General features: G+C 67.1%; 20 protein-coding genes, 2 pseudogenes and 1 other annotated feature. Of the genes and pseudogenes, 9 read left to right on the plus strand and 13 right to left on the minus strand.

All coding sequences use genetic code 11. From position 1 onward, the window contains the following. Nucleotides 1–78 precede the first annotated feature (78 nt). Entirely contained in the window at nt 79–570 is a 492-nt protein-coding gene (locus tag AC2IPW_RS14085; protein ID WP_486375064.1) for a TIGR00725 family protein, read from the minus strand. Nucleotides 571–677: 107 nt separating this feature from the next. Here AC2IPW_RS14085 and AC2IPW_RS14090 point away from each other — a divergent pair, with 107 nt between their 5' ends. Then, on the plus strand, nt 678–1580 hold the full coding sequence (locus tag AC2IPW_RS14090; protein WP_486375065.1) for an alpha/beta fold hydrolase: 903 nt from the start codon (nt 678–680) through the stop codon (nt 1578–1580). Nucleotides 1581–1588: 8 nt separating this feature from the next. Here AC2IPW_RS14090 and AC2IPW_RS14095 read toward each other — a convergent pair whose 3' ends face one another. From AC2IPW_RS14095 to AC2IPW_RS14105, 3 genes are all read right to left on the minus strand, one after another. Further along, nucleotides 1589–2209: an FHA domain-containing protein gene (locus AC2IPW_RS14095; RefSeq protein WP_040783537.1), complete on the minus strand. Its 621-nt coding sequence runs from the start codon at nt 2207–2209 to the stop codon at nt 1589–1591. Between the two features lie 20 nt (nt 2210–2229). Then, on the minus strand, nt 2230–2532 hold the full coding sequence (locus AC2IPW_RS14100) for a chorismate mutase (protein ID WP_003938250.1): 303 nt from the start codon (nt 2530–2532) through the stop codon (nt 2230–2232). A gap of 92 nt (nt 2533–2624) precedes the next feature. Beyond that, nucleotides 2625–3614, minus strand: coding sequence for a magnesium transporter (locus AC2IPW_RS14105; protein ID WP_486375066.1), 990 nt, complete (start codon nt 3612–3614; stop codon nt 2625–2627). An 83-nt stretch (nt 3615–3697) separates the two neighbouring features. On the opposite strand from AC2IPW_RS14105, the gene AC2IPW_RS14110 reads away from it, so the two are divergent. Continuing rightward, complete coding sequence (locus tag AC2IPW_RS14110; protein WP_486375067.1) at nt 3698–4108, plus strand: YchJ family protein; 411 nt, start codon at nt 3698–3700, stop codon at nt 4106–4108. A gap of 48 nt (nt 4109–4156) precedes the next feature. On the opposite strand, the gene AC2IPW_RS14115 is transcribed toward AC2IPW_RS14110, so the two are convergent. The 3 genes from AC2IPW_RS14115 to AC2IPW_RS14125 all read right to left on the minus strand — a co-directional run bounded on the left by AC2IPW_RS14115 (nt 4157) and on the right by AC2IPW_RS14125 (nt 5966). Beyond that, complete coding sequence (locus AC2IPW_RS14115) at nt 4157–4387, minus strand: DUF6480 family protein (RefSeq protein ID WP_003938247.1); 231 nt, start codon at nt 4385–4387, stop codon at nt 4157–4159. Between the two features lie 96 nt (nt 4388–4483). After that, on the minus strand, nt 4484–4735 hold the full coding sequence (locus AC2IPW_RS14120) for a hypothetical protein (RefSeq protein WP_289380552.1): 252 nt from the start codon (nt 4733–4735) through the stop codon (nt 4484–4486). 433 nt (nt 4736–5168) lie between these two features. Continuing rightward, entirely contained in the window at nt 5169–5966 is a 798-nt protein-coding gene (locus tag AC2IPW_RS14125; RefSeq protein WP_003938245.1) for an alpha/beta fold hydrolase, read from the minus strand. Between the two features lie 149 nt (nt 5967–6115). On the opposite strand from AC2IPW_RS14125, the gene AC2IPW_RS14130 reads away from it, so the two are divergent. Further along, nucleotides 6116–7120, plus strand: a complete 1005-nt coding sequence (locus AC2IPW_RS14130; protein ID WP_486375068.1) for an AraC family transcriptional regulator — start codon at nt 6116–6118, stop codon at nt 7118–7120. Here AC2IPW_RS14130 and AC2IPW_RS14135 read toward each other — a convergent pair. Then, nucleotides 7086–7745, minus strand: a complete 660-nt coding sequence (locus AC2IPW_RS14135; protein WP_486375069.1) for a TetR/AcrR family transcriptional regulator — start codon at nt 7743–7745, stop codon at nt 7086–7088. The two genes, AC2IPW_RS14130 and AC2IPW_RS14135, sit on opposite strands and share 35 nt — an antisense overlap. 89 nt (nt 7746–7834) lie before the next feature. Between AC2IPW_RS14135 and treZ the strand changes: the two genes are divergently transcribed. Next, nucleotides 7835–9607: a malto-oligosyltrehalose trehalohydrolase gene (gene treZ / locus AC2IPW_RS14140; RefSeq protein WP_486375070.1), complete on the plus strand. Its 1773-nt coding sequence runs from the start codon at nt 7835–7837 to the stop codon at nt 9605–9607. On the opposite strand, the gene AC2IPW_RS14145 is transcribed toward treZ, so the two are convergent. After that, nucleotides 9579–11102, minus strand: a complete 1524-nt coding sequence (locus AC2IPW_RS14145) for an MFS transporter (protein WP_416061239.1) — start codon at nt 11100–11102, stop codon at nt 9579–9581. The genes treZ and AC2IPW_RS14145 overlap by 29 nt on opposite strands. 94 nt (nt 11103–11196) lie before the next feature. On the opposite strand from AC2IPW_RS14145, the gene AC2IPW_RS14150 reads away from it, so the two are divergent. Together AC2IPW_RS14150 and AC2IPW_RS14155 are read left to right on the plus strand one after the other, a co-directional pair. Further along, nucleotides 11197–11733, plus strand: a complete 537-nt coding sequence (locus AC2IPW_RS14150) for a TetR/AcrR family transcriptional regulator (protein WP_003938240.1) — start codon at nt 11197–11199, stop codon at nt 11731–11733. Between the two features lie 80 nt (nt 11734–11813). Continuing rightward, a complete protein-coding gene (locus AC2IPW_RS14155; protein ID WP_486375071.1) occupies nt 11814–12104 on the plus strand; it encodes a hypothetical protein in 291 nt (96 codons plus the stop codon). A gap of 56 nt (nt 12105–12160) precedes the next feature. On the opposite strand, the gene ilvA is transcribed toward AC2IPW_RS14155, so the two are convergent. Both ilvA and AC2IPW_RS14165 read right to left on the minus strand, forming a co-directional pair. Then, nucleotides 12161–13483, minus strand: a complete 1323-nt coding sequence (gene ilvA, locus AC2IPW_RS14160; protein ID WP_486377007.1) for a threonine ammonia-lyase IlvA — start codon at nt 13481–13483, stop codon at nt 12161–12163. Nucleotides 13484–13598: 115 nt separating this feature from the next. After that, nucleotides 13599–14033: a nitroreductase family deazaflavin-dependent oxidoreductase gene (locus tag AC2IPW_RS14165; protein ID WP_054374654.1), complete on the minus strand. Its 435-nt coding sequence runs from the start codon at nt 14031–14033 to the stop codon at nt 13599–13601. A 159-nt stretch (nt 14034–14192) separates the two neighbouring features. Here AC2IPW_RS14165 and AC2IPW_RS14170 point away from each other — a divergent pair, with 159 nt between their 5' ends. Next, the gene (locus tag AC2IPW_RS14170) at nt 14193–14420 is read left to right on the plus strand and encodes a hypothetical protein (RefSeq protein ID WP_486375072.1); all 228 of its coding nucleotides are present in this window, start codon (nt 14193–14195) and stop codon (nt 14418–14420) included. Between the two features lie 123 nt (nt 14421–14543). On the opposite strand, the pseudogene AC2IPW_RS14175 reads toward AC2IPW_RS14170, so the two are convergent. Further along, nucleotides 14544–15809 (minus strand): annotated as a pseudogene (locus tag AC2IPW_RS14175) (IS3 family transposase). Further along, nucleotides 15391–15522, minus strand: a sequence feature (AL1L pseudoknot). Its footprint overlaps the pseudogene before it by 132 nt. Before the next feature lie 331 nt (nt 15810–16140). Here AC2IPW_RS14175 and AC2IPW_RS14180 point away from each other — a divergent pair. Next, complete coding sequence (locus AC2IPW_RS14180) at nt 16141–20502, plus strand: hypothetical protein (RefSeq protein WP_486375073.1); 4362 nt, start codon at nt 16141–16143, stop codon at nt 20500–20502. 217 nt (nt 20503–20719) lie between these two features. Further along, nucleotides 20720–20875 (plus strand): annotated as a pseudogene (locus tag AC2IPW_RS14185) (IS1634 family transposase); the annotation flags it as partial. 18 nt (nt 20876–20893) lie between these two features. Here the strand turns inward: AC2IPW_RS14185 and AC2IPW_RS14190 are convergent. Then, entirely contained in the window at nt 20894–22462 is a 1569-nt protein-coding gene (locus AC2IPW_RS14190) for an IS1634 family transposase (protein WP_450121930.1), read from the minus strand. Nucleotides 22463–22734: the final 272 nt, after the last annotated feature.

The raw sequence follows: 22734 nt of genomic DNA on the forward strand, positions 1-22734 counted from the left end.
CCGTGCAGATACCGACCCCAGCGGTGGGGGTGGCACCCGCAGGGGTGGTCGAGCATCACCCTCGGGTGCGAGAACTTCTCAGCCTGTCCAGCCCGCGGTCGGGTCTCGCCGCCACAACAGGTCGTGGATGGCTTCGACGGCGTCCCCGGCGGAGGTGACGGCGAGCACCCCGGCGGCGGGCAGCGGCCACCCCCCGATCGAGATCACCGGCACCCCGGTCCGGACGGCGAGCGCGATCTCGCTGAGCGTGCCCCAGCTGCCGCCCACCGCGATCAGCGCCTCGCAGGTGCGGACCAGCAGGGCGTTGCGCATCTCGCCGAGCCCGGTCGGGATCGACACGGTCAGGTACGGGTTGGCTTCCGCGCGGTCGTCGCCGGGCAGCAGGCCGAGAGTGGTGCCGCCGGCCTCGGAGGCGCCGCGCGAGGCCGCGGCCATCACCCCGCCCAGTCCCCCGGTCACGACGACGGCGCGCCGCGCCGCGAGCAGCCCGCCGACCTGACGGGCGATCCGGCGTTGTTCGGCCGTGGCTTCCGCGGGCCCGACCACGCCGACATACCGCTGCGCATCCATGCCGAGATTGTCCACCACCCAGGGTGCAGAAGTGGCCCCCTGAGGTGAAATCCCCCACCACCGGGGCTGCTCGCGCCGGCACCGGCGTCCCGCGGATCCTTGTCCGCATGTCCACCCTCCGCACCGAGCGTCTCGTGCGCCGCCACACGGTGATCGCCGACGACGGCGTGCCGCTCGCGGTCCACGAGCTCGGCGCGGCCGGCGCGCCGCTCACCGCCGTGTTCGTCCACGGACACTGCGGCCGCACGGAAACCTGGACCCCGCTTCGGGATTCGTTGATCCGGCGGTACGGGGCCACGCTGCGGATGGTGTTCTTCGACCACCGTGGGCACGGCGCGTCCGGCACCGCCGGGCCGGAGACGTACACCGTCGAGCAGCTCGGGCGTGATCTCGCGGCGGTGCTGCGCGCGGTCTCTGCCGGCCCGGTGGTGCTGGTCGGCCACTCGATGGGCGGCATGACGATCCTGTCCTACGCCCGTCAGCATCCGCACGAGATCGGCATCCGCGTCGTCGGGGTCTGCCTGATCGGCACCGCCGCCGGTGATCTCGGGCGGTCGGGGCTCGGACGCTACCTCGACAGTCCCGCGGTCGCGTTGTTCCACCGGGCGGTGCGGCACGCGCCCGGTGCCGTGCAGCGCGCGCTGCACCTGGGCGGACGGGCGGTGCGGCCGCTGCGGCGGACGTCGCAGCGCCGCGCCTCCGGCTCCCGGTGGGCGGCTCTGCTGGCGGTGCTCGCGAACGACACCCCGGTGGTGACGATGGCGGCGTTCCTGCGATCGTTCGCGGTGCTCGACGAGTCCGCCGCGTTGGCGGTGCTCGCCGCGGTCCCCGCGGTCGTGCTGTGCGGCTCGGCAGACGAGTGGACCCCGTTCGAGCTGTCGGCGGGTCTGGCGGAGCGGCTGCCGCGCGCCGAGCTGGTGCGGGTCGACGGCGCGGGGCATTCGGTGATCACCGACCGGCCCGCGGAGGTCGCGAGGGCACTCGGTGGGTTGCTGCAGCGGGTCGGGTGAGCCGACGCTCAAAGGTCGCGTTCGGTGATGACGCCGCTGTGCAGTGCGAGCTCGGCGAGCCGGACCCGCTTCTGGTTCTGGGGCAGGTCCTCGACGCCGAACTTCGCGAACAGCGCCCGCAGGTGGGTCTTCACCGCGTCGACGCTCAGGAACAGTTCGGAGGCGATGTCCTGGTTGGATGCCGGGGTGGCGAAGGCGGCGCCGTGCTTGTACGGCCGGCACAGCGCGACCAGGATGCCGCGTTGTGTCTGCGTGAGCGATCGCACCGTCGGCAGCTCCGACGCGACACGGGTCGCCTCGTCCGGCCCCGCGCCGATCTCCTGGAAGGTCAGGCGGATCGAGCCGATCCGGATGCTGTCGCCCTCCCGCAGGCGCCGGCGGCCCGCGATGCGTTCCCCGTTGAGGAACGTGCCGTTGCGGGAGAGCCCGTCGTCGAGGATGGTCCAGTGGGTGCCGATCCACTCCACGACGGCGTGCAGGCGGGAGACCTCGTTGTCGCCGGTGAAGGCCACATCCGACGTCGGGGCACGGCCGATGGTGACGCGCGGCGAGCCCGGCGACAGCTCGAATCGATGCTGCCGCCCCTGCTTGTCGACGTATGTCAGACGCGATTCGGTGACGACGCTCATCACAACCTCCGGGGGCGGACTCAATCCTGCCCGCAGGTCGCAATGTCGGCAAGAGGGTCGCGCCCCAACCGCAGCAGCGTCGCGGCCAGCGCCGCGCCGTCCCGGCCCAGGACCGCGGTGAACCGTGTGAGCACCGCCATCTCGCGCCGCCCGTGCACCGACACCGTTCCGTGTCCGGCGCGGCGCAGCCGGCCGGCGTGGTGGGCAAGCCCGGTCCGGTACCGGATCGCGGCGACGATCTCGGCATCGACCCGGTCGATCTCGTCGAACACGCGATCCGGGTCGGTGTGGCTCGTGGTGAACCTCTCCGAGGTTGCGGTCACGGGGCCTCCATGGCGTTGTGGGTCGGTGGTCTCATCGTGACCGGGGATCACCGTGCGCCCCAAGGAACCCTGGGGTGGGGATCGCCCCACCCTCAGCCGAGGAGAAGCGTCACGGCCACGAAGTAGATGACGATCGAGAGCAGGTCCTGGATCACCGTGGCGAGCGGGCCGGACCCGAAAGCCGGGTCCTTGCCCAGCCGTTGCAGCGCCCACGGCAGCACCATCGCCACAGTCGTCGCGATGGTGCTCGCGGCCAGCACGGCCGACGCGACGGCGACCGCGAGATCCGGGTTCCCCGTCATGAGCAGCACGGCCGGCAGCATGGTCACACCGAGCAGCGCCCCCACCGACAGTCCGGTCAGCACCTCGCGGCGCACGATCCGGCGGATCCCCACCCCCACCGAGAACCCACGGATGACCAGTGCCTCGGTCTGCGTCCCGACCGCGTCCGCCAGATACACGATTCCCGGCACGAAGTAGGCGACGGCGAGGTCGGCGTCGAGTTCGGCCTCGAACACCTGCATCAGACGGGCCGAGACCATGGCTCCGATCAGACCGACGACGAGCCACGGCAGCCGGTGCCAGAGCCGACGACGGATTCCCTCGACGCTCGAGGCGCGCGCCGCGTCCACCGAGTGCACGAAGCCGCCGAGCCGGGCCATGTCCTGATCGTGCTCGTGCAGCAGCACGGCGAGCAGTTGCTGCGGCGCAATGAGGCCGCGGAACCGGCCGTGGCCGTCCACGACGGCCAGGCCCGGTTCGCCGTGCTGCACCGCCTTCCATGCGGCGCGTTCCTGCGCGGTATCCGGATGCACCACCGGCGGATCCGGATCCATCAGGTCGTTCATCCGGGCGGCGCCGGGGGCCGCCAGCAGCCGTTCGATCGTGACGAGACCGGCGAGCGTCTCACCGATGAGCACGGCGACGACGGCGGCGCTGTCGAAGCTGTGTTCTCGCATCCGGTCGAGCACGTCGGCGGCGGTGTCGTGCGGCCGGGCCACCGGGACGGCCGCGAAGCTGTGACGCAGCGCGGTGCCGGGGCTGCCCTGCCCCCGCGAAGGTGTGGCGGCAGAATCGACCATGGTTCACCGTTCCTCCGACCGCGCGTCCCGGGTGTCGATCGTGCCACGACCGTCCGGTTCCCGGCGACGGCGATAATGTGCCGGTGACTCGACGCACGCGCTACCCCCGGCCCGGATCGTCCGCCCCGTGTCCGTGCGGTCGGGGTCTTCCGTTCGGCGAATGCTGCGGACCGTTCCTCGCGGGCGGGGACGCGCCGACGCCCGAGCAGCTGATGCGGTCGCGGTACACCGCCTTCGTGGTCGGTGACGACGGCTATCTGCGTCGCACGTGGCACCCCGGCACCCGCCCGGCGCGACTGGATCTCGATCCGGCGCAGCGGTGGACCGGGCTCGAGGTGCTGCACACGAGCGGCGGGTTCCTGCACTCGGAGGGGACGGTCGAGTTCCGTGCCCACTACTGCTTCGGCGGTCACGAGGACGTGCTGCACGAGCACAGTCGGTTCGTCCGCGAGGGCGGCCGCTGGTACTACGTCGAGGCGCTCGGACGACCCTGACGAGTCCGACCGGGCGCCGACCGTTCGGTGTCTCAGGCGTTCGGTGTCTCAGTCGAACAGGGCGAACGCGCGTGCCACGAAGAACGCGGCCACGCCGAGCACGATCAGCGCGATGAGCACGATCGCGAAGACGGGCATCACCCGGCTCGGGTTGGGTTGGGGATGCGACAGGCCGGAGGTCTGTCCGGCGTCGGGTGGGGTGTCTCCGGGCTGCACGCCCCCGCCGGCGTCGAGGCCGGGCGCATCTTCGGGTCGGGGTCCGGGGTCCTGGGTGCTCAAGTGCGCTCCTGGTGTCTGCAGTACGGAAACAGAGCCGAGCGCGGCGTCTCGGCTCCGACGGGATACCCGGATTCCGGCGGCGCAATCCACGGGCCGTCAGCGGAACGGCCCCGGCAGATGACGCGAGAACCACACCGCCTCGCCGAACGGTTCCGCCGCCGCGTCGAAGTGCCGGCTGACGTCGGTGAGGGCATCGATCAGTCCGCTCACTGCGATCTCGTCGGCGAGGGGCAGGGAGGCCCGATCGAGGGCGTGGGCGGCCTCGACGATCGCCGCGATCTCCAGCACGAGATCGAACATCCTCTCGCGTGCCGCGCCGACCCGGGACGCAAAGCTGGCGTGGCTCATGGAACCCCTTCTCGGCAGAGTCATCTCCGGCGCACCGTCACCGACCCGGCGAGCCGGCGACGATCTCCGCCCGCACCCCGGTGAGAGCGCGGACGGTGGAACCTGTCGGCCCCGGGTATCCGCCGAGCGGCGGTCCGAAACACGCCCTCCGGCGGGGTTGACGGGTCGTGTCGACGTCTTCGTTCGGCACCGGGCACATCGCACCGGCTGAGGTCGGCGTGGCTGCGTGGCGCGGGGTCGGTGCGTCACGGAACGTGAGGGTCCGGTTCGGATAATTTCTCTCTTCCGTCTCGCATGGATTCGTGCCCGGGCATCCTGCTCGCTTCTGCTCGCTCCTGCTCGACGCCCTGATGCTGTGCGCGAGCTCCGGCCGACCCCTGCACGGTTCGGGTCGCCGGGCGGTGGCCCCGCCCCGCCGACCCGCGGATCGGCCCTACCCCGCCGCGGCGAAGTGCTTCTCGAGGTGCTCGGCGACCGCCTCGGGCTGTTCGAGTGCCACGGAGTGCCCCGCGGCGTCGACGGTGACGTGCCGGCCGCCCGCGGCGTCGGCGATGTTCACCGACGAGATCGGCGGCGGGTACGCGTGGTCCTCGCTCCCGGCGACGGCCAGGACCGGTACGCGGCACCCGGCCAGCTCCTCGACGATCCGCCCGCGATGGATGACGCCGTGGGCGGCGTCGCCGATGCGGGGTTCGAGCCGGGCGATCGCGGCGCGCCAGGTGCTCGTCATCGAACTCTCCTGCGCGAGGCTCGAATCGCCGAACATGATGTACATGACCGTGTCGACGACGTCGGCCGTGCCGTGCTCGGTGAGATGGTCGACCAGCGGAGCAAACTCGGCGAGCTTGTATTCCTCCTCCGCCGACGAACCGAGTGCGGCGGCCGTGCGGAGCAGTTCGGGGCGGCGCGCGGCGAGCCGCAGCGCGACGAACCCGCCGAGCGAATTGCCGACGACGTGACACGGGGCCAGATCGAGATGCTCGATCAGGGCCGCGGCGTCCTCGGCGAGGACGTCGACCGCGAGTTCCTCCCGCGGCGCCGGAGCGCTCTCGCCCTGCCCGCGATGGTCGTAGGCGACAACCCGGTACCCGTCGGCGGTGAACTTCTCCGCGAGCGCGTCGAACATCGTGTGATCGAAGAAGAGCGAATGGCTGAACACGATCGGCACCCCCTCGCGCGGACCGGCGTCGACGTAGGCGAGTTCCGTCCCGTTGACCTTTGCTCGCTGCATGAGAAACCTCCTGGATCGGAGCCACCGCGCTCCGGCTGTGGCGTTCGTCACTACACTGCCGACGAGCGTAGGGAGCGGGCTGGACGCGGCACTCGCCGATCCGCGCAGAGCACTGTCCGGCGCGCGCACGACCCGACGAGGAGGTCACGGTGGCAGCGGAGTACGAGGTGCAGTTCACGACGACGGGCCGGGTGCCGGCGCGCGACCGCGCCGAGTTCTGGACCGACCACGTGCGGTTCAACCACGGCACCCTGGACTATTCGTTCCCCCACCCGGACGAGCGTTCGCCGGCCGGCTTCGCCGGAGCCACACACGTGCAGCGCTGCGGCGGTCACCAGCTCGTCGAGTTCTGGTCCGATCGCATCACCTACGCGCGGACCGCCCGGCACGTCCGCGGGGACGACGACCGGAGCATGCGCCTGTTCGTGCCGAAATCCGGCGCGCTCACCGTCACCCACGACGGGCACGCACTGCCGGTGCCCGTCGGGCACGCGGCCCTGGTGTCGATGGCCCGCCCGTTCGAGCTGGTCCATCGCGCCCAGGCCCGGGCGTGGGTGCTCACCGTCCCCGAGGGCTGCCTGCCCGACCGGGCAGTCGCCGACGGGCCGAGTGTGCTCGACCTGCGCCGCGGCGTCGGGGCGGTGGCGGGGACCATGACACGGGCGCTGGCCCGCGAACGCACGTCGTTGTCCGGTCCCGCCTTCGTCGCGATCAGTGCCCGGGTGATCGAGCTCGTGTCCCTCGCCCTGGCCGACACACACGGTCACATCCGGCCCGGGGGCCTGCAAGCGGTCGCCGCGGCGGCCCATGCCTACGTCGACGAACGTTCGGACGACCCGGACCTGACCCCGGCGTCGATGGCACGCGACCTGGGCTGGTCGCTGCGCCAACTGCAGCTCGCGTTGCGAGCGGCCGGCACCACCCCTGCCGAGCTGCTCCGCAACCGCCGACTGGACCGCGCCCGCAGCCGACTCGAGGACCCGCGCTGGAACGCGGTGTCCGTGGGGGGAATTGCCTTCGCGTCCGGCTTCGGTTCGCTCGGTGCGTTCGGCACGGCCTTCCGAGCCCGTTTCGGGACCACCCCGAAGGCGGTGCGGGCGGCCGGTCCCGCGGCCGCGCTCAACGCAGCAGCGTCGCCCGCAGTGTCGCCGTGAGCCACGCCCGGTATTCGTCCACGTCCCAGCCGCAGTCGCGGCGCAGCAGCGCATGCACCTGCGGAGAACCCAGCGTGTAGAACACGTGCGCCGCGTGCTCGACACTCACGTCGTCGCGCAGCAATCCGTGCCGGCGCAGCCCCTCCGCGATGGTGCGCGCGTTGTCCGCGGTCGCGCGCGCGTCCTCGTCGGCGAACCGGCGCATGTCCGGGTCCGCGCCCGAGGACTCGACCGAGGTCATCAGCAGCCCGCCGGCCCGCTCGAGCAGGTCGGCGCCGTAGCGGACGACCTGCTCGACGATGCGTTCGGCATCCGAGCCCGCGGTTCCGGAGGCGCCGCGTCCCGCGCGTGGCTCCCGGCCCGACCCGGGCTCGTCGGCCGCGGACCCACCCGTGACCGCGGCGTCGAGCGCCTCCCGGAACAGTTCGGACTTGCCGCCGGGGAACGCCGTGAAGACCGTTCGCACCGCCACCCCGGCCGTCTCCGCGATCTGCCTGACCGTGGTGCTGACGTATCCGCGGTCGACGAAGAGCCGGGCGGCGGCGACGACGATCGTCGCGCGCGTCCGGCGCGCAGCCTCCTCACGCAGCGGCGAACTGTAGGCCCTCTTGGCATGCTGGGACATCGATCTCAGCTTATCAGCATCGGTTGCATCGGAACTGCAGCCGATTTCGGAGGTCTGCAGCGGCAGCGGCGACCGGGCATGCTGGTCGGGTGCACACCTTCGAGGTCTGGGCTCCGACCCCGCAATCCGTCCGGCTCCATGTCGACGGCACCGTCCACCCCATGCGCCGGGACGACCGCGGGTGGTGGCGCGCCGAGGTCGACGCCTCCCCCGGCGCTCGGTACGGCTTCCTCCTCGACGAGGACGAGACCGTGTTGCCGGACCCGCGCTCTCCGCGGCAACCGGACGGGGTGCACGGGTTGTCCCAGCTGCACTCGGTCGACGAGCACGCCTGGACCGACACGTCGTGGACGGGCCGGCAACTCGCCGGCGGGGTGGTGTACGAGCTGCACGTGGGGACCTTCACCGACGAAGGCACCTTCGATGCCGCCGTCGCCCGGCTCGACGACCTCGTCGAGCTCGGCATCGACCTGGTCGAACTGATGCCGGTCAACGCCTTCAACGGCACCCGCGGGTGGGGCTACGACGGTGTGCTCTGGTACGCGGTGCACGAGCCCTACGGCGGCCCGGACGGCCTGCAACGCTTCGTCGACGCCGCCCACGCCCGCGGCCTCGGGGTGATCCTGGACGTGGTGTACAACCATCTCGGACCGTCCGGAAACTACCTGGACCGCTACGGGCCGTACCTGTCCGGTGGGCAGGGCACGTGGGGCGCCTCGGTCAACCTCGACGGCCCGGACTCCGGCGAGGTGCGCCGCTACATCCTCGACAACGCCCTGCGCTGGATGCGGGAGTTCCACATCGACGGACTGCGCCTGGACGCGGTGCACGCTCTCGTCGACCACACCGCCGTGCACCTGCTCGAGGAGCTGGCCGTCGCGACGTACCGGATGTCGGCGCATCTGGGCCGTCCGCTCAGCCTGATCGCGGAGAGCGATCTGAACGATCCGAAGATGATCTCGCCCCGCGCCGCCGGCGGTTACGGCCTGCAGGCGCAGTGGGACGACGACATCCACCACGCCGTGCACGCCGCCGTCTCCGGTGAACGACAGGGCTACTACGGCGATTTCGGTTCGCTCGACTGCCTCGCCCGCACCCTGCGGCACGGGTTCTTCCACGCCGGCACCTATTCGAGCTTCCGCGGGCGCACCCACGGGCGGCCGCTCGACGCCGGACGCATCCCGGCGAGCTCCCTGCTGGCCTACACGTGCACCCACGACCAGGTCGGCAACCGGGCGGTCGGCGACCGGCCCGGTCACTACCTCGACCCCGGTCAGCTGGCCGTCAAGGCCGCGCTGGTGCTGACCTCCCCGTACACCCCCATGTTGTTCATGGGCGAGGAGTGGGACGCGAGCTCACCGTTCCAGTACTTCACCTCCCACCCGGAACCGGAGTTGGCCCGGGCCACCGCCGAGGGACGTCGGCGCGAGTTCGCCGAGCACGGGTGGGACGCCCAGGACGTCCCCGACCCGCAGGATCCGGAGACGTTCCGGCGGTCGACGCTGAACTGGGCCGAGCGGACCGAACCGGCCCGTGCCCGGGTGCTCGAGTGCTACCGGCAACTCCTGGCGCTGCGTCGCGAACGCGCCGAGCTGACCGATCCGTGGCTCGAGCACCTGCACGTCGACTACGACGAGGACGAGCGCTGGATCGTGCTGCACCGCGGCAGCCTGCGGGTGGCGTGCAACCTCGGACCCGACCCGGTCACCGTGCCCTTCGGCGGGGCTCCCCTGGTGTGGTGGGAGCCGGTGGTGGTCAACCGGACCGGGTCCGCAACCCTCGTGCCCGGGCACTCGTTCGTCGTTCTCGACGCCGCCCTCGCACCGCCGGGGGTCAGCGCGGGCGCAGCATCCGCAGGGTGAGCAGGGCAGTGGCCGCCAGAATCACCGCCGTGGCCGCCGCGGCACCGTGGGTGCCCGCGACGAACGCGGACCGCGCCGACTCGAGGAGGATCTCCGCCTCGGCCGCCGGAAGGCGGCCGGCCGCGGCGACCGCGCCGCCGAGGGTGTCGAACTCGTGGCCCGCACCCGGGACACCGAGCCGGGACCGGTAGACGGCGGTGACGACGCTGCCGAGGACCGCGACACCGAGGGCGATACCGAGCTCGTAGGCCGTCTCCGACACCGCGGACGCGGCGCCGGCCCGGTCCGCCGGGGCGGCCCCGACAACCAGGTCGGTGGTGAGTGTCAGCGCGATGCCGACGCCCACGCCGATGAGGACGAAACCGGCGACGAACACGCCGGCTCCGTGCTCGGTGTCCAGCGCCAGCAGCACGGCGGCGCCCACGGCCGCGACGGCCAGGGCACCCGACAGGACGGTCCCCACCGGCAGGCGCCGCACGAGCCAGGCCGCACCGAGTGCAGACAGGGCGCTGGTCGCGGTGCCGGGGAGCATCAGCAGACCCGCCTCCAGCGGTCCGACTCCGAGGACCAGCTGCAGGTACTGGGAACCGAAGAACAGCACCCCGGCGAGGGCGAAGATCGACAGCAGATTGGTCGCGACGGCGGCCGAGAACTCCCGGCGCCGGAACAGCGTGAGGTCGAGCAGCGGATCCGTCGCGATCCGCTGGCGGTAGACGAACGCGACGGCCGCCGTCAGGCCACCGCCGAGTGCGACCAGCGCCGCACTGTGCGGGCCGTGCAGCGCGGTTTCCTTGACCGCGTAGACGATCGGCACCACGGCCAGCAGGGACAGGGCGGCCCCCGGCAGGTCGAAGCGGCCCGGGTGCGGATCCCGCGATTCCGGGACGAGGAACGGTGCGGCGACCACGAGGACCGCCATGATCGGAAGGTTGATCAGAAACACCGACCCCCACCAGAAGTGCTCGAGCAGCCAGCCGCCGACGAGCGGGCCGGCGGCGGCCCCGCCGCCGGCCATCGCGCCCCACACGCCGATGGCGACGGTCCGCTCGCGCGGATCGGTGAACATGTGCCGGATGAGTCCGAGGGTGGCCGGCATGAGGGTGGCGCCCGAGACGCCCTGCAGTGCCCGCGCCACGATCAGCAGCTCGGGGCTCGGCGCCCACGCCGCGAGGACCGAGGCCGCGGCGAACCCGACGGCACCGACCAGCAGGAGCCGGCGTCGGCCGACCCGGTCGCCGAGCACGCCCATCGTCACCAGCAGACCGGCCACGGCGAACGAGTACACGTCGATGATCCACAGCAGCTGGACCCCGCTCGGGGCCAGATCGGCGCTGAGGAAGGGCAGGGCGAGGTCGAGAACGGTTGCGTCGACCGCGATCAGCAGCACGGCGCCTGCGAGAACCACCAGGCCCGCCCAGGTGCGGGCACCGGCCGGCGCATGCTCGGTTCCCGCCTCCGCCGGGGAAGCCGGCGGTATCTGCCCGGTGTTCGTCATCCTTCGTTCCTCCACACTGAACCGTCCAGCCGGTACACAAGTACGGTAGCACCAACCGTCCGGACGGTACAAAGATGGGCGGTAGGATCAGGCCATGGCCTCCGACACACGCGACCGGATCCTCGACGCCCTCGAACGCACCCTCGTCGACGTGGGGGTGGCCCAGGTGACGCTCGAGGGCGTCGCGGCGGCTGCCGGGGTGTCGAAAGGTGGTCTGCTGTACCACTTCCCGACCAAGGAGGCGATGCTCGCCGCCATGGTGCGGCGCCTCGGCGAACGCGGCGACGCCCGGCTCGCCGACGCCGTCGCCGGGGGCACCCCGGTCGCGGAGTGGTACCTGGCCGACCCGGACGAGACCGGCGACTCGGCGGAGATGGATCTGTTCCGGTCCACGGTGGCCGCGCTGCGCAGCGCCGACGGCCGGCACGACGACGTGCACCGGGCGGTCGTCGAGGTGCTTCGGTCGTGGGACGAGGGGCTGCGCGCGGAGATCGACGACCCGGTCACCGCCGAGATCGTGCGCCTCGTCGGCGACGGCATCTACCTGGGCGCGATGCTCGGACTGCCCAAGCCCGACCCGGAACTGCACCGGCGGGTCGTCGCCCGGCTCCTGGGGACGAAAAACCCTTGATTGTCGCCGACCGGCGCGAGTACGGTCAAGAGCAGTCGGGGAATCTTCCTGCACACACACGCTTCTCGGGGTGTATCGCCATGAAACTCCGGACTGCCACCGTCGGCGCCCTCCTCGCCGCCACCCTCACCCTCGCCCCGGCCGGAGTCGCGGCCGCGGCGCCCACCGACGCCCCCGCTCCGATCGGGATCACCTGGCAGCAGACCGATCACCGCAACGACTGGGACCGCCGCAACGACTGGGACCGCCGCAACGACTGGGACCGCCACGACCGCCGTGACCACGATCGCGGCTGGGAACGGAACTGGTGGGGTCCACCCGCTCCGTGCTGGTGGTTCGGCCCCTGGCTGGTCTGCGCTCCCTGGCGCTGAGCGGCCGCCGCGGACCTCGGCGGGGGAAGGCACTCCCCGCCGGGATCCCGTGCGGCTCAGGTGAGATAGCGGTAGGCCGGCGAACCCGGCTCGAGCCGCTGCGCCTCGATCGGCGAGACGTCCATCCGCGCCAGCAGCGACGTCAGACCGTCGGCCGTGCCGAGTTCGATGCCGACCAGCGCCGCACCGAACTCCCGGTTGTTGCGCTTGACGTACTCGAACAGGGTGATGTCGTCGTCGGGCCCGAGCACCTCGTCGAGGAACCGCCGCAGCGCCCCCGGTTCCTGAGGAAAGTCCACCAGGAAGTAGTGCTTGAGACCGCGGTGCACCAGCGAGCGCTCGATGACCTCCCCGTAGCGGGAGACATCGTTGTTGCCCCCGGAGATCAGGCACACCACCGTCGCACCCGGCGCGACGGTCATCCCCTCGAGCGCGGCGACGGACAGGGCCCCCGCGGGCTCGGCGATGATGCCCTCGTTCTGGTACAGGTCGAGCATCGCCGTGCACACGGCGCCCTCGTCGACCTGGGTCATCCCGAACGGCCCGGTGCCCAGTCCGTCGTTGCGCAGCGCCGCGACCAGCGGCAGGTTCGCATGGGAGACGATCTCGGGGCCGAGCCGGGAGACGACGGCGTACGGCACGTCGCCGACCCGTTTCACGGCAGCACCGTCGACGAACGGATCCACCTCCGGCAGGGTCACCGGCCCGCCCGCGACGAGGGCAGCGGTCATCGACGCCGCCCCGGCCGGCTCCACCCCGACGATCGAGGTGTGTGGTGACTTCTCGTGCAGGTACGCCGCGATGCCGGCCAGACAGCCACCACCGCCGACCGGAACCAGCACCACGTCCGGCGCCGCCGGCAGCTGGTCGAGCATCTCCCGGGCGATGGTGCCCTGACCCGCCGCGGTGCGGGCGTCGTCGAACGGCGCGACCATCGTCGCGCCGGTACGCGCGACATCCTCCGCCGCGGCGGCCGCGGCCGCGTCGAAGGTGTCACCCGTCGGGATGAGCTCGACGAACGCCCCGCCGTGCGCACGGATCCGGTCCCGCTTCTGCTTCGGGGTCCGGGTGGGCACGTAGATCCGGCCCCGCACCCCCATCGCCCGGCACGAGTAGGCCACACCCTGCGCGTGATTGCCGGCGCTGGCCGTCACCACACCCGCCTCGCGTTCCGCCGGAGAGAGCTGCGCCATGACGTTGTAGGCGCCGCGCAGCTTGTAGGAGCGCACGCGGGTGAGATCCTCGCGCTTGAGGTAGACGTTCGCTCCGGTGAGAGCGGAGAGCCGCTCGCTGTACTCGAGCGGTGTGGGGGCGACGACCGCGGAAATTCGCTCCGCCGCGGCATCGATGTCGGCCACGCTCAGGGCGGGCAGGTGCATCGGATCAGCGGTTCGCGAAGTCGTGGTCACCTGTCCATGCTGCCACTACCCACCCGGAACCCCCAACGCGGGTTTCGCCACTGCGTCCGCGGCCCCGGCCACCGGACCCCGCGCGCTACCGCGGCTCGAGGACGAAGACCGGAATCTCCCGATCCGTCTTCTTCTGGTACTCGGCGTAGTCGGGGAACGCCTCGACCGCCCGCCGCCACCACAGGTCCTTCTCCTCGCCGCGGACCTCGCGGGCGGTCATGTCCCGGACCGTCGGCCCGTCACGCAGTTCGACGTGCGGATCCGCCCGGACGTTGAAATACCAGACCGGATGCGTCGGGGCACCACCGAGCGAGGCGACCACCGCGTAGACGCCGTCGTGCTCGACCCGCATCAGCGGGGTCTTGCGCAGCTTGCCGCTCTTCGCTCCGCGGCTGGTCAGCACGACCACCGGGCGGCCGTTCAGGGTCGTGCCCTCGGTGCCGCCGGAACTCTCGTACAGCGCCACCTGATCGGCGGCCCACTGGGACGGACTCGGTTCGTATTCTCCGGTGAGAGGCATGGACCCAAGTCAACACCGCCGCGCACGGGGCCGCAGCGGACCCGGCGGATCCGTCCGTCCGAGTCGGACGCCACCACCCGACGAGCAAAGTTCGGTGGCCCGAACACAAGTCTGCGAGTAGCCTGGTGAACGGATTCCCCGAGGCGCACGGAGGTCGAGATGACGACGACGGATTCGCCCACTCGCGTCCGCCGCCGGCCCGCGTCCGTCGACGTGGCCGGAACCGCATGGCCGCTGTACAAGCTCGAGGCGCTCGTCGCGGCCGTCCTGGTGCTGCTGACGCTGTTCGCGATCACCGCCGACGCGCAGACCGCCGTGCTCGCCGCCGCCGGCACCGCCACCGTCGTGTGGTGGGTTCGGAAGCTGCTGTACAAGTCCATGAATTGATGCATGCCCCACCATGGGATGGCGGTTTCGTCGCACTTGCTGTTCTCGAATGCACTGATCGCGCGGGAGAGGTTGCCCAGTGCACCAGCGACTGAACCGCCCTCGATCTGGTAGAGACTTCGTTCAGGCCACCTCGAGGACCGAGGCGACGGTAGGGCGCTGTTCACGGCCGCGCGTCTCGTACTCGATCGGCGACAGATAGTCGATCGACGAATGCAACCGGTCCGCGTTGAACCAGCGGACCCACTCGGCGGTTTCCCACTCGACCTCGGCTCGGCCGGACCAGGACTGTGCTCGGTCGATCAGCTCTGTTTTGTAGAGACCGATCGTCGATTCCATCCGGGCGTTGTCGAGGGCGTCGCCGACGCTGCCGATGGAGCCGGCGATCCCGGACTCGATCAAAGCTTCGGTAAAGGCGAGAGAGGTGTATTGACTTCCGGCATCGGAGTGATGAACCAATCCTGTTGATATAAACCGGAAGTCAGCCCTTCTTCGGGTGAATAGAGCTTGTTCGATAACACCGTGAACCAGTGGGGTGCCCTTCGTTGTCATCACCCGCCACCCCAGAATCCGGCGAGAGAAGACGTCGACGCAGAACGCGGTGTAGACGAACCCGGCCGACGTCCACACATACGTGAAATCAGCTACCCACCACTGATCCGGACGATGCGGCGCATCCCAGTTTCCGCTCGATCAGATCCGGGTGCCGCGGCACTCGATCATCGCGCTCGGTGGTGACCGTGCGGCGTCCGCCGCGCACGACGCCGGTGATGCCGGTGATCGTCATCAGGCGGGCTACCTGATCACAGCCTATATCGTGACCAGCGCGTTTCATCGCGTGCCAGAGTTTACGGACACCGTAGACCCGCCGATTGGCCACGTACACCGCGTGCACGGCGTTCGCGGCGTAGGCGTCGGCCAGTTGCGCTTCGGAGATCCGTCCGCGGGCCTTGGCCTTGCAGTAGGCGGACGGGGCGATGCTGATGCCGTGCTCGGTGAACACGGCACAGATCGGGTCGACCCCGAAACGGCAACGGTGCGCGTCGATGTAGCCGACGATCACCGCAGTCGGCGGTCGACCTCCGCCGCGGCGAAAAACGCACTCGCGGTCTTCAAAATCTCGTTCGCCCTGCGTAATTCGGCGTTCTCTTCACGCAGTCGAAGCACCTCGTCGAGGTCGGCATCACTGTCCGACGTCAAGAAGGTCGGGGCGCCCTTTCGCTCTGCGGTTTCGATCCAGTTCCGCAGTGTCGCCGGCGCGATGTCGAGCAGCTCGCCGACATGGCGACGGGCGGCAGTCTTCGAGCCTCCGTGTTCGGCGATCCAGTCCCGATACATCCGGACCGCACGCTCTTGGGTCTCGGCGTCGTACTTTCTCGGTGCAGGCATACCAGCATTCTCCTTGTTAGATCAGGAGCCTCCACCTCGTCCAGGGCGGTTCAGTGAGCCCTATCGGTACCGCGAATCAGTCGCCGTTGACACCGCACGCACGATCGAGTCCCACTCCCGTCCGACCGTGCCGCAACCGGACAACGATCGAGCCCGCCGGCGAGCACATTACAGGGCAATCCGGCGACCTCTTCGACCGCAACAGCGCGGGTGAATGTAGATGTAGGAACTTTGATGACGATCATTCTGTTTGCGACACGACCGACACCTTCGCAACTTAAGATCCGAGACGCTGGTCAGCAGCACAGGTGACAGCCGGACGGAGGCAGAAGTGGCAGCACACGGCCTAAATCTTGATGATGTGCACCCGTCCTTACGTACTTCATTGCCCGCTGGAACTGAAGCGGGAATCGTCGAGTGGCAGCTGAATAATCGTCGGCAGCTCCAGCTAAGCAGCAAATTGACGAATGGCATGACTGAAGCTTCTGTGCTTGTCGTCTTAGTCAATAGCGCTGACGAGTCTGCAAAAAAGCTAATACTCAAATTGATCCCTCCGACCGAAGATTCGGCCGAGCCGACCCGCCACCTCGACGCCATCGAAGCTAGTCCGCCAAATTTCGCTAGCGACCACCTCGTTTCGCAACCTTATCCACCCGCCTCAATTGGCGCAGGATGGACCGCGATGTTTCAGGAAATCGCTGGTGGATCGACCAGCAAGATCCGCCCTTTGTCAGCTTTGGCTGGGAGTGTGGACATCGTCGAGCCAGCTGGATACGTGGCCAATTCCGTCATCAAAGACTGGAATCTTCACGAAAGAGTCGTTGATTCAACAGTCTGGAAATTCACACAACAACACACGGGCAAGAAATTCGAGAAAGGATCGTCTTTCAGGAATTGGATAGCAGATCAATTTGGCGGAAAATGCTTATCGTCTGATGGCATCGCCTTTACCGACGATGATTCGGCAGACATCTTACCGAATCCACTGAAGATCGCGGTCGGCAGTCACATCGTCAGCAATAGGCCGATCAAAGCCATAGTCGGACTGACACATGGCGATTTGCATTTGGAGAATATTTTAATTCCAATGGACAGTGGCGTGAGATTTAGCGGATACCGCCTAATTGACCTATCCAAGTTCACGCCGGAAGGCCCGTTAACACGGGACCCGATAAACCTGCTACTTTCAATAATTTCACCAGTGCTGCCCGATTTTTCACGTACCGTGCGCCGCACTCTTATGCGCCTAGTTCTAAGCGACACAGTCGGGTCAGTCCCCCTTCAGTTAAGTGGACTTAGCCATGTTGTTCACCGAATCAAGATCGCCGGAGAGGACCGGATGCGCTCGCTCGGCTTGATCGATGAATGGGAGTCGCAGCGGTTACTCTCATTGGCAGCGATCTGTCTGGTCTATGCGAGTCGCGAACGATTCTCTTTCGAGGTTCGTCTTTGGTATATGGAACTGAGCGGTCGCGCCATGAGTGCATACTTTCGGATGCACGACATAGCCAGTCCACTCACATTTGAGACAATTGGCACCAGTCGAAACGAAAGGGTGCGACTCGCAGCTGGCGCCGCGGAGGATATCGTCCGCGCTTCTTCCGAATTTGATGGTCGGGCAGCGACGATCGCCATAATTTCGACGGTACCTCGCGGAAGTGCAGGCGCAATCAACCTCGGTCTCTCTGGCTGGGACATTGTAATTGAGTTCGATGCGTTGACCGATTACCCTGGCGGCTCATACCACACGGTCAAGCACAAAGCACCCGTTCGCCTCCTCTCTATCGAGACGGAACAACCTACAGTCTTCGGAGGCACCGAGACAATGTGGATCGCCGCGGATGGGCTCAGCGTCGATGGCGAACCCATAGCGCCCATACAAGCCCGTGACTGGCGTCGAACCGCATTGAAGGCCGTGAGATATTATCTGAGGCAATTGATCGCCGCCCACGCTACGCCCGTGGCGATTACGGTCTACGGTGACGTGACATTTAAAGTTCGACAGATTGTCGAATCGGCCCTAGACATCGCCGGCGATAGGTTAAAAATACTTTGCGCTAACACGGACGGGGTAGGCGAATTAGGCGGATACGATGCCGTTCACGTCATGGGCGATGCGGAACTTGTCGCTGAGCAAATGCCTACCAGAAAGAGCGACACAAGCCCGCGTCATTTCGCTCCAACGGTACCATTTGGACGCGACGGCTCACCGCTTGTAATACCCGAACGCGAGATCGCCTGGTACAACGAGATTGGGGAGCTAGTGCACTCCCAGGTAGGGACAAAGTCAGACGGAATTGAGCGAGTTGGCACAGGATTTTATCGAGGTCGAACCATCTCTTGGTTCGAGCTCGCGATCGGGATGGACGTTGAACGGCAGGATCGTTTGGAGCCACTAAAGTCAAGAATTACCAAGCTGCTCCAGGAAGGCGGGACACTGCGGTGGACATATAAGCACGAGCCGGGCGCGGGCGGAACCACGATCGTCCGCCGTGTAGCCTGGGAGCTACATGACCAATATCCGACAATCCTAGTATCAGAGATCAGGGAGGCGAGACCTGTAGTTTCCAGAATTCGACAGCTCTCCCTACTTGCGAAGCGTCAGGTCCTGGTCGTGGTCGAAAATACTACGGAGATTGTCACCGACACCATTTACTCCAACCTGCGGGCAGACTCCGTCGGGGCTTTAATTCTGCTGGTGACACGTGGCCAAGTAGGCAACGAAGTCAAACCAGAAGGTTTCGATCGACGCCTGGGCTACCTGACCAAGGATGAATCTGATCGTTTCGTAGAATTGTTCACACGTGAGTCCTCCACGCGGGCCGAAGCGCTCCGTTTGATATCGACCACCGGGTCGAGCCCACGGCTACCATTCTTCTTCGCACTCACCGCATTTCAAGAAGAGTACACTGCGCTCGATGACTATGTGCAGCGCTCGATTGATGGTGTCGATCCTCGCGCACTCGATGTCCTCACGGTCCTCGCCCTCGTTCATCGCTTCGCTGCCGTTGCAGTTCCGTCTGACCTCTTTGCCACGCCTCTGGGTCTGCCACGCGGCGAGCCAGTCGACATAACAGGAAAGTTGTTGGGCACGTCGCATGGCGTGACGCTTGAGGAGCCGAAGGGTTCATGGAGGACGACTCACCCACTCGTAGCCGACGAAGTCTTACGCCAACTACTTGCCCCGGTATCGCGCCGGTCGTACGACCGAACATCATGGCGAGCAGGCCTTGCAGACCGAAGCAGGGCGCTCATTTCACTTGTCGCCACTTCGTACCCAGAGTCGGTCCCGGATAAAATTAAGCTTATACTGGAACGCCTCTTCCTCTATCGAAATAACCGTGACGACCTTGGAACCGGCCGAGAATCATTTTCCGAGCTTATTCAGAGCATTCCGGTGAGCGAAGCCCGCGTTGGTGTCCTTCGGGTACTTGCCGAGACTTTCCCCTACGAGCCACACTACTGGGCACACTATGCACGACTGCTTAGTTATGAGCAGCGAGATCATTCGGCGGCACGCGAAGCGATTGATACAGCCTTAGAAGTTGAGCGTGAGGATGCAGCCCTTTGGCATATGAGCGGAATAATCCGCAGAAATGAGTTACAGGATCTGTTGCGCCGCGATCAGTCAGGAAGATTCATCCGAAATGTGACACCGATGCAGATTCGACAGAACACTGATGCCGCTTTGGCCGATTTTCATCGGGCGGCGACGCTAGATGAATCCAGCGAGTACCCGCATGTTGCAATGGTGAGACTTGTGGTGATGGTCATAAAGGCCGCAAAGGATAACTATGGCAGGGGTAGTTTCGCGGAGTTCTTCGAGGATTATGGAAATGAGTACTACAGCAACATCCTTGATGAGGCGGAAGTTGCCATCGACAACCTCCGTGAGATTGCCGGTGATGACAAACTGTCAGCGCATACAGACGCGGCGCAGACGAGCCTAGTCGAGCTGTACGACGATTACGCTGGGCTAATGGCGGGCTGGCGTGCAATGCTACATAGGCCCGACGTCATCCGCGCGCCCATCCGTCGGCGCCTTGTCCGCGTAATTTGTTCGCGATGCAATGGATGGCGTAGTGCGGATAAGGCAAGTCTCCGCGAAGCAATCAGGCTACTTGACGATAACCTTCGTGATGATCCATCGGATGGTCGCACGACTCGCGAGTGGCTTTTAGCGGCCCGCTTCGAAGGCGCGCCACTCGATCGCGCAATCGAGTTGGTTTCGTATTGGGTGCAACGAGAGCCTACCCGGGAGGCACTTTTCTATGATTTTGTCCTTTCTGCGCTTGCGGCATTGAAAGGACGCGATTCAGCGTTATACGACTATCAAACCAAGCTTGCTCGACTAAGGGAGCGGTCCCAGTTCTTTCCCGGCCGCAAGACTTCTTATGAGTGGTACGGCGAGGGCAAAGAGTTAGGAGCCCTCGTTCACTACACAGATTTGAAGAATTGGGAGCGAACGGTAGATGCACGAGATCCAACTTTGTTAAGGCGTGTAAATGGTATAGTCCACAAGATTGAGCGTCCAGCCGCTGGCTCTTTGCTCGTAAGTCCGGGCGTAGAGGCCTTCTTTACACCGTCGGTAGCGGGAATGGTCCAGGGCAAGGATGAAACTACGGCGGTCAGTGCGTTGATTGGGTTTTCGTACGACGGGCTCCGCGCTTGGAGTGTTAAGCGGCGCGCATAACCGGCTCTTCCAGAAATGGAGGGCAGGAGGGGGCGTGAAGATCCGCGGTTGACGCTTCTGTGGCGCAACCTAATCGATGCGGTGGAGAATACCGGCTCTTCGCAGTTAGCCCTGAGATAGGACATTACTGGCGGGTAGAACACCTGTCGAGGCTTCCACCTGCGCATTCACGACGTCGACGAAGCGGATCGGGACACTAAGCGGGTAGGTTCGGGCCGTGGCATTCGTGCGGAAAGTGCGCACCGCATCCGGGGCGGTAGCGGTGCAGGTCGTGCGCAAACACCGCGGCCGGCACGAGATCCTCGCTCACGTCGGGTCCGCGCATACCGACGTCGAGTTGGGCATTCTGCTCGAACGAGCCCGACACCTGCTGCACCCGAGTTGCACCAGATTAGTGTGCCAACCCTGACCGGGGATTCGCGATGCCGAGGGAATCGAGGATGTGCACGGCGTCGTCGGTGAGCGGATCGAAGGCGGTGTGCTCGTGGCCGGCGATCGTGATTGTGACTTCCTGCAAGGGACGCAGGGTCCGCACGATCTTCCGGATCGACATCCCGGTCGCGTCCTGCAGATAGCGTGAGATCGCCAACGCGGCGAACACGGTGGTCAGGTGCGCCTCGATGGAATCGCGGGTGTGACTGAAGATCGGGCGGGCCCGCAGGTCGGTCTTCGACATCCGAAACGACTGCTCGACATGCCACAGATCGTGATACTTCGCCATGACTTCCTGTGGATTCATCAGCGAGACAGGCAGGTTCGTCACGTAGCCTTTCAGACCGATCAGGGAACGCGCCCGGGCCAGAGCATCGGTATCGAGGGATTTGCCCTTCGCGGTGCTCTTGACGAACCGCGGTGTTCTAGCAGCACGGGTGCCGTCGACGACCTCCCGGGCCCGGGCTTCCTGCGCGTTCAGCGTCTGGTTGTCCCGCAGGGCACGCTTGGTCGAGTACGCCCAGATCGCCCGCCACGCCGTCGTGTCGGCCGGCGCCCACACCGGCTCGCTGCGACGGGTGAGGTCGTTGACCGTGCTCTTGGCGTGCCGTGGGGTGACGGTGTCGATGATTTGCCCGTCGGTGAACACGTCCCCGTTCCAGTGGAAATGACTGGCCAGATCCGCCGGGGCCTTCGTCACCCGCGAACCGACGATGAACTTCAGCCCGGCGGCATCGAGATCCTTGAGATTCGTCGCCGACAACATCCCGGCGTCGGCGGCGATGACCATCTCCACCCCCTCGATATTGTGGCGGGCCTGGAACTGGCGCACGATGGGCACGATGGTGCGGGTCTCGGCGTGGTTTCCTTCGAAACATCCGATCTCCAACGGGAATCCGGTGCGATCGACGAGCAGCCCGACGACGATCTGCGGGTCGACCCGCCGCTCCTTGGAGTAGCCGACCTTACGGAGCTCGTCTTCCTTCTCCGCTTCGAAATACAAGGTCGTGACGTCGTAGAGCAGCAGGTTCAGATCCCCCGCGGTGGCGGCATGCTCGAAGCAGCGTCGTGCGATGTCGTCGCGGTACCCGTGGCCAGTGCATCGCTGCAGGGTCCGCACGAAGGTGTTGCGGTGGGCCGGGGCGATCCCGATCTCCCGCAGCACTCTGCCCGCATCCGCAACCGACGTCGGCTCGACGAGGCGGGCTGCCACGAGCTGGAAGAACGCGTCGTTGTCGCGCACATCGAAGCCGAGACGTCGCCAGGCCGCAGCGATGACCTCGATCAGCCAGCGGGAGCGTTTCCCGGTGATCGTCGGTGCAGAGCTGGTGGTGCCCAGGTCGAGGTCGAGCTCTTGCTGGCCGGCGAGCAGCTTGGTTCGAGCGGTTTCGAGCAGGGCGGCGAGTTCGCTGTCGGTGTGGGCCGATCCGAGGTGCTCGAGGACCTTGTCGCGGCGGCCCTGCTTGGCCGCGATCTGCACCGCGGTTGCTCCCGAGGCGGTGCGGACTTTGCGGATGTAGGCGGCCACGGGGCGGAGTCTACCGAGCCGTTAGTGTGCCACTTTCCGGCAACGCACCGCCGCTACCTGCACAAATGTCCGCGACTACCCCGGAAACCGACTTACCTGGTGCAACTCAGGTCAGAGGCGGCGTCCACGACGACGGTCCTGGACGCCGCCTCACCGCGCACTCTTGACAAAGCGACGTCCATATCAGTGTGCCATCTTCCGAACACGCACCGTCTCTACCTGCGCATATACGCGGGACCACCCCGAGAACCGGCTCACCTGGTGCAACTCAG

The sequence above is a fragment of the Rhodococcus sp. NS-SX18 genome (assembly GCF_057367935.1).

Excerpts from the sequence above, each read along its gene's own strand:
- AC2IPW_RS14120 (WP_289380552.1), bottom strand. The coding sequence starts at position 4,735 with ATGAGCCACGCCAGCTTTGCGTCCCGGGTCGGCGCGGCACGCGAGAGG.
- AC2IPW_RS14135 (WP_486375069.1), bottom strand. The coding sequence starts at position 7,745 with ATGTCCCAGCATGCCAAGAGGGCCTACAGTTCGCCGCTGCGTGAGGAG.
- ilvA (WP_486377007.1), bottom strand. The coding sequence starts at position 13,483 with ATGCACCTGCCCGCCCTGAGCGTGGCCGACATCGATGCCGCGGCGGAG.
- AC2IPW_RS14170 (WP_486375072.1), top strand. The coding sequence starts at position 14,193 with ATGACGACGACGGATTCGCCCACTCGCGTCCGCCGCCGGCCCGCGTCC.
- AC2IPW_RS14105 (WP_486375066.1), bottom strand. The coding sequence starts at position 3,614 with ATGGTCGATTCTGCCGCCACACCTTCGCGGGGGCAGGGCAGCCCCGGC.
- AC2IPW_RS14125 (WP_003938245.1), bottom strand. The coding sequence starts at position 5,966 with ATGCAGCGAGCAAAGGTCAACGGGACGGAACTCGCCTACGTCGACGCC.
- AC2IPW_RS14145 (WP_416061239.1), bottom strand. The coding sequence starts at position 11,102 with ATGACGAACACCGGGCAGATACCGCCGGCTTCCCCGGCGGAGGCGGGA.
- AC2IPW_RS14150 (WP_003938240.1), top strand. The coding sequence starts at position 11,197 with ATGGCCTCCGACACACGCGACCGGATCCTCGACGCCCTCGAACGCACC.
- AC2IPW_RS14155 (WP_486375071.1), top strand. The coding sequence starts at position 11,814 with ATGAAACTCCGGACTGCCACCGTCGGCGCCCTCCTCGCCGCCACCCTC.
- AC2IPW_RS14090 (WP_486375065.1), top strand. The coding sequence starts at position 678 with ATGTCCACCCTCCGCACCGAGCGTCTCGTGCGCCGCCACACGGTGATC.
- AC2IPW_RS14165 (WP_054374654.1), bottom strand. The coding sequence starts at position 14,033 with ATGCCTCTCACCGGAGAATACGAACCGAGTCCGTCCCAGTGGGCCGCC.
- AC2IPW_RS14085 (WP_486375064.1), bottom strand. The coding sequence starts at position 570 with ATGGATGCGCAGCGGTATGTCGGCGTGGTCGGGCCCGCGGAAGCCACG.
- AC2IPW_RS14095 (WP_040783537.1), bottom strand. The coding sequence starts at position 2,209 with ATGAGCGTCGTCACCGAATCGCGTCTGACATACGTCGACAAGCAGGGG.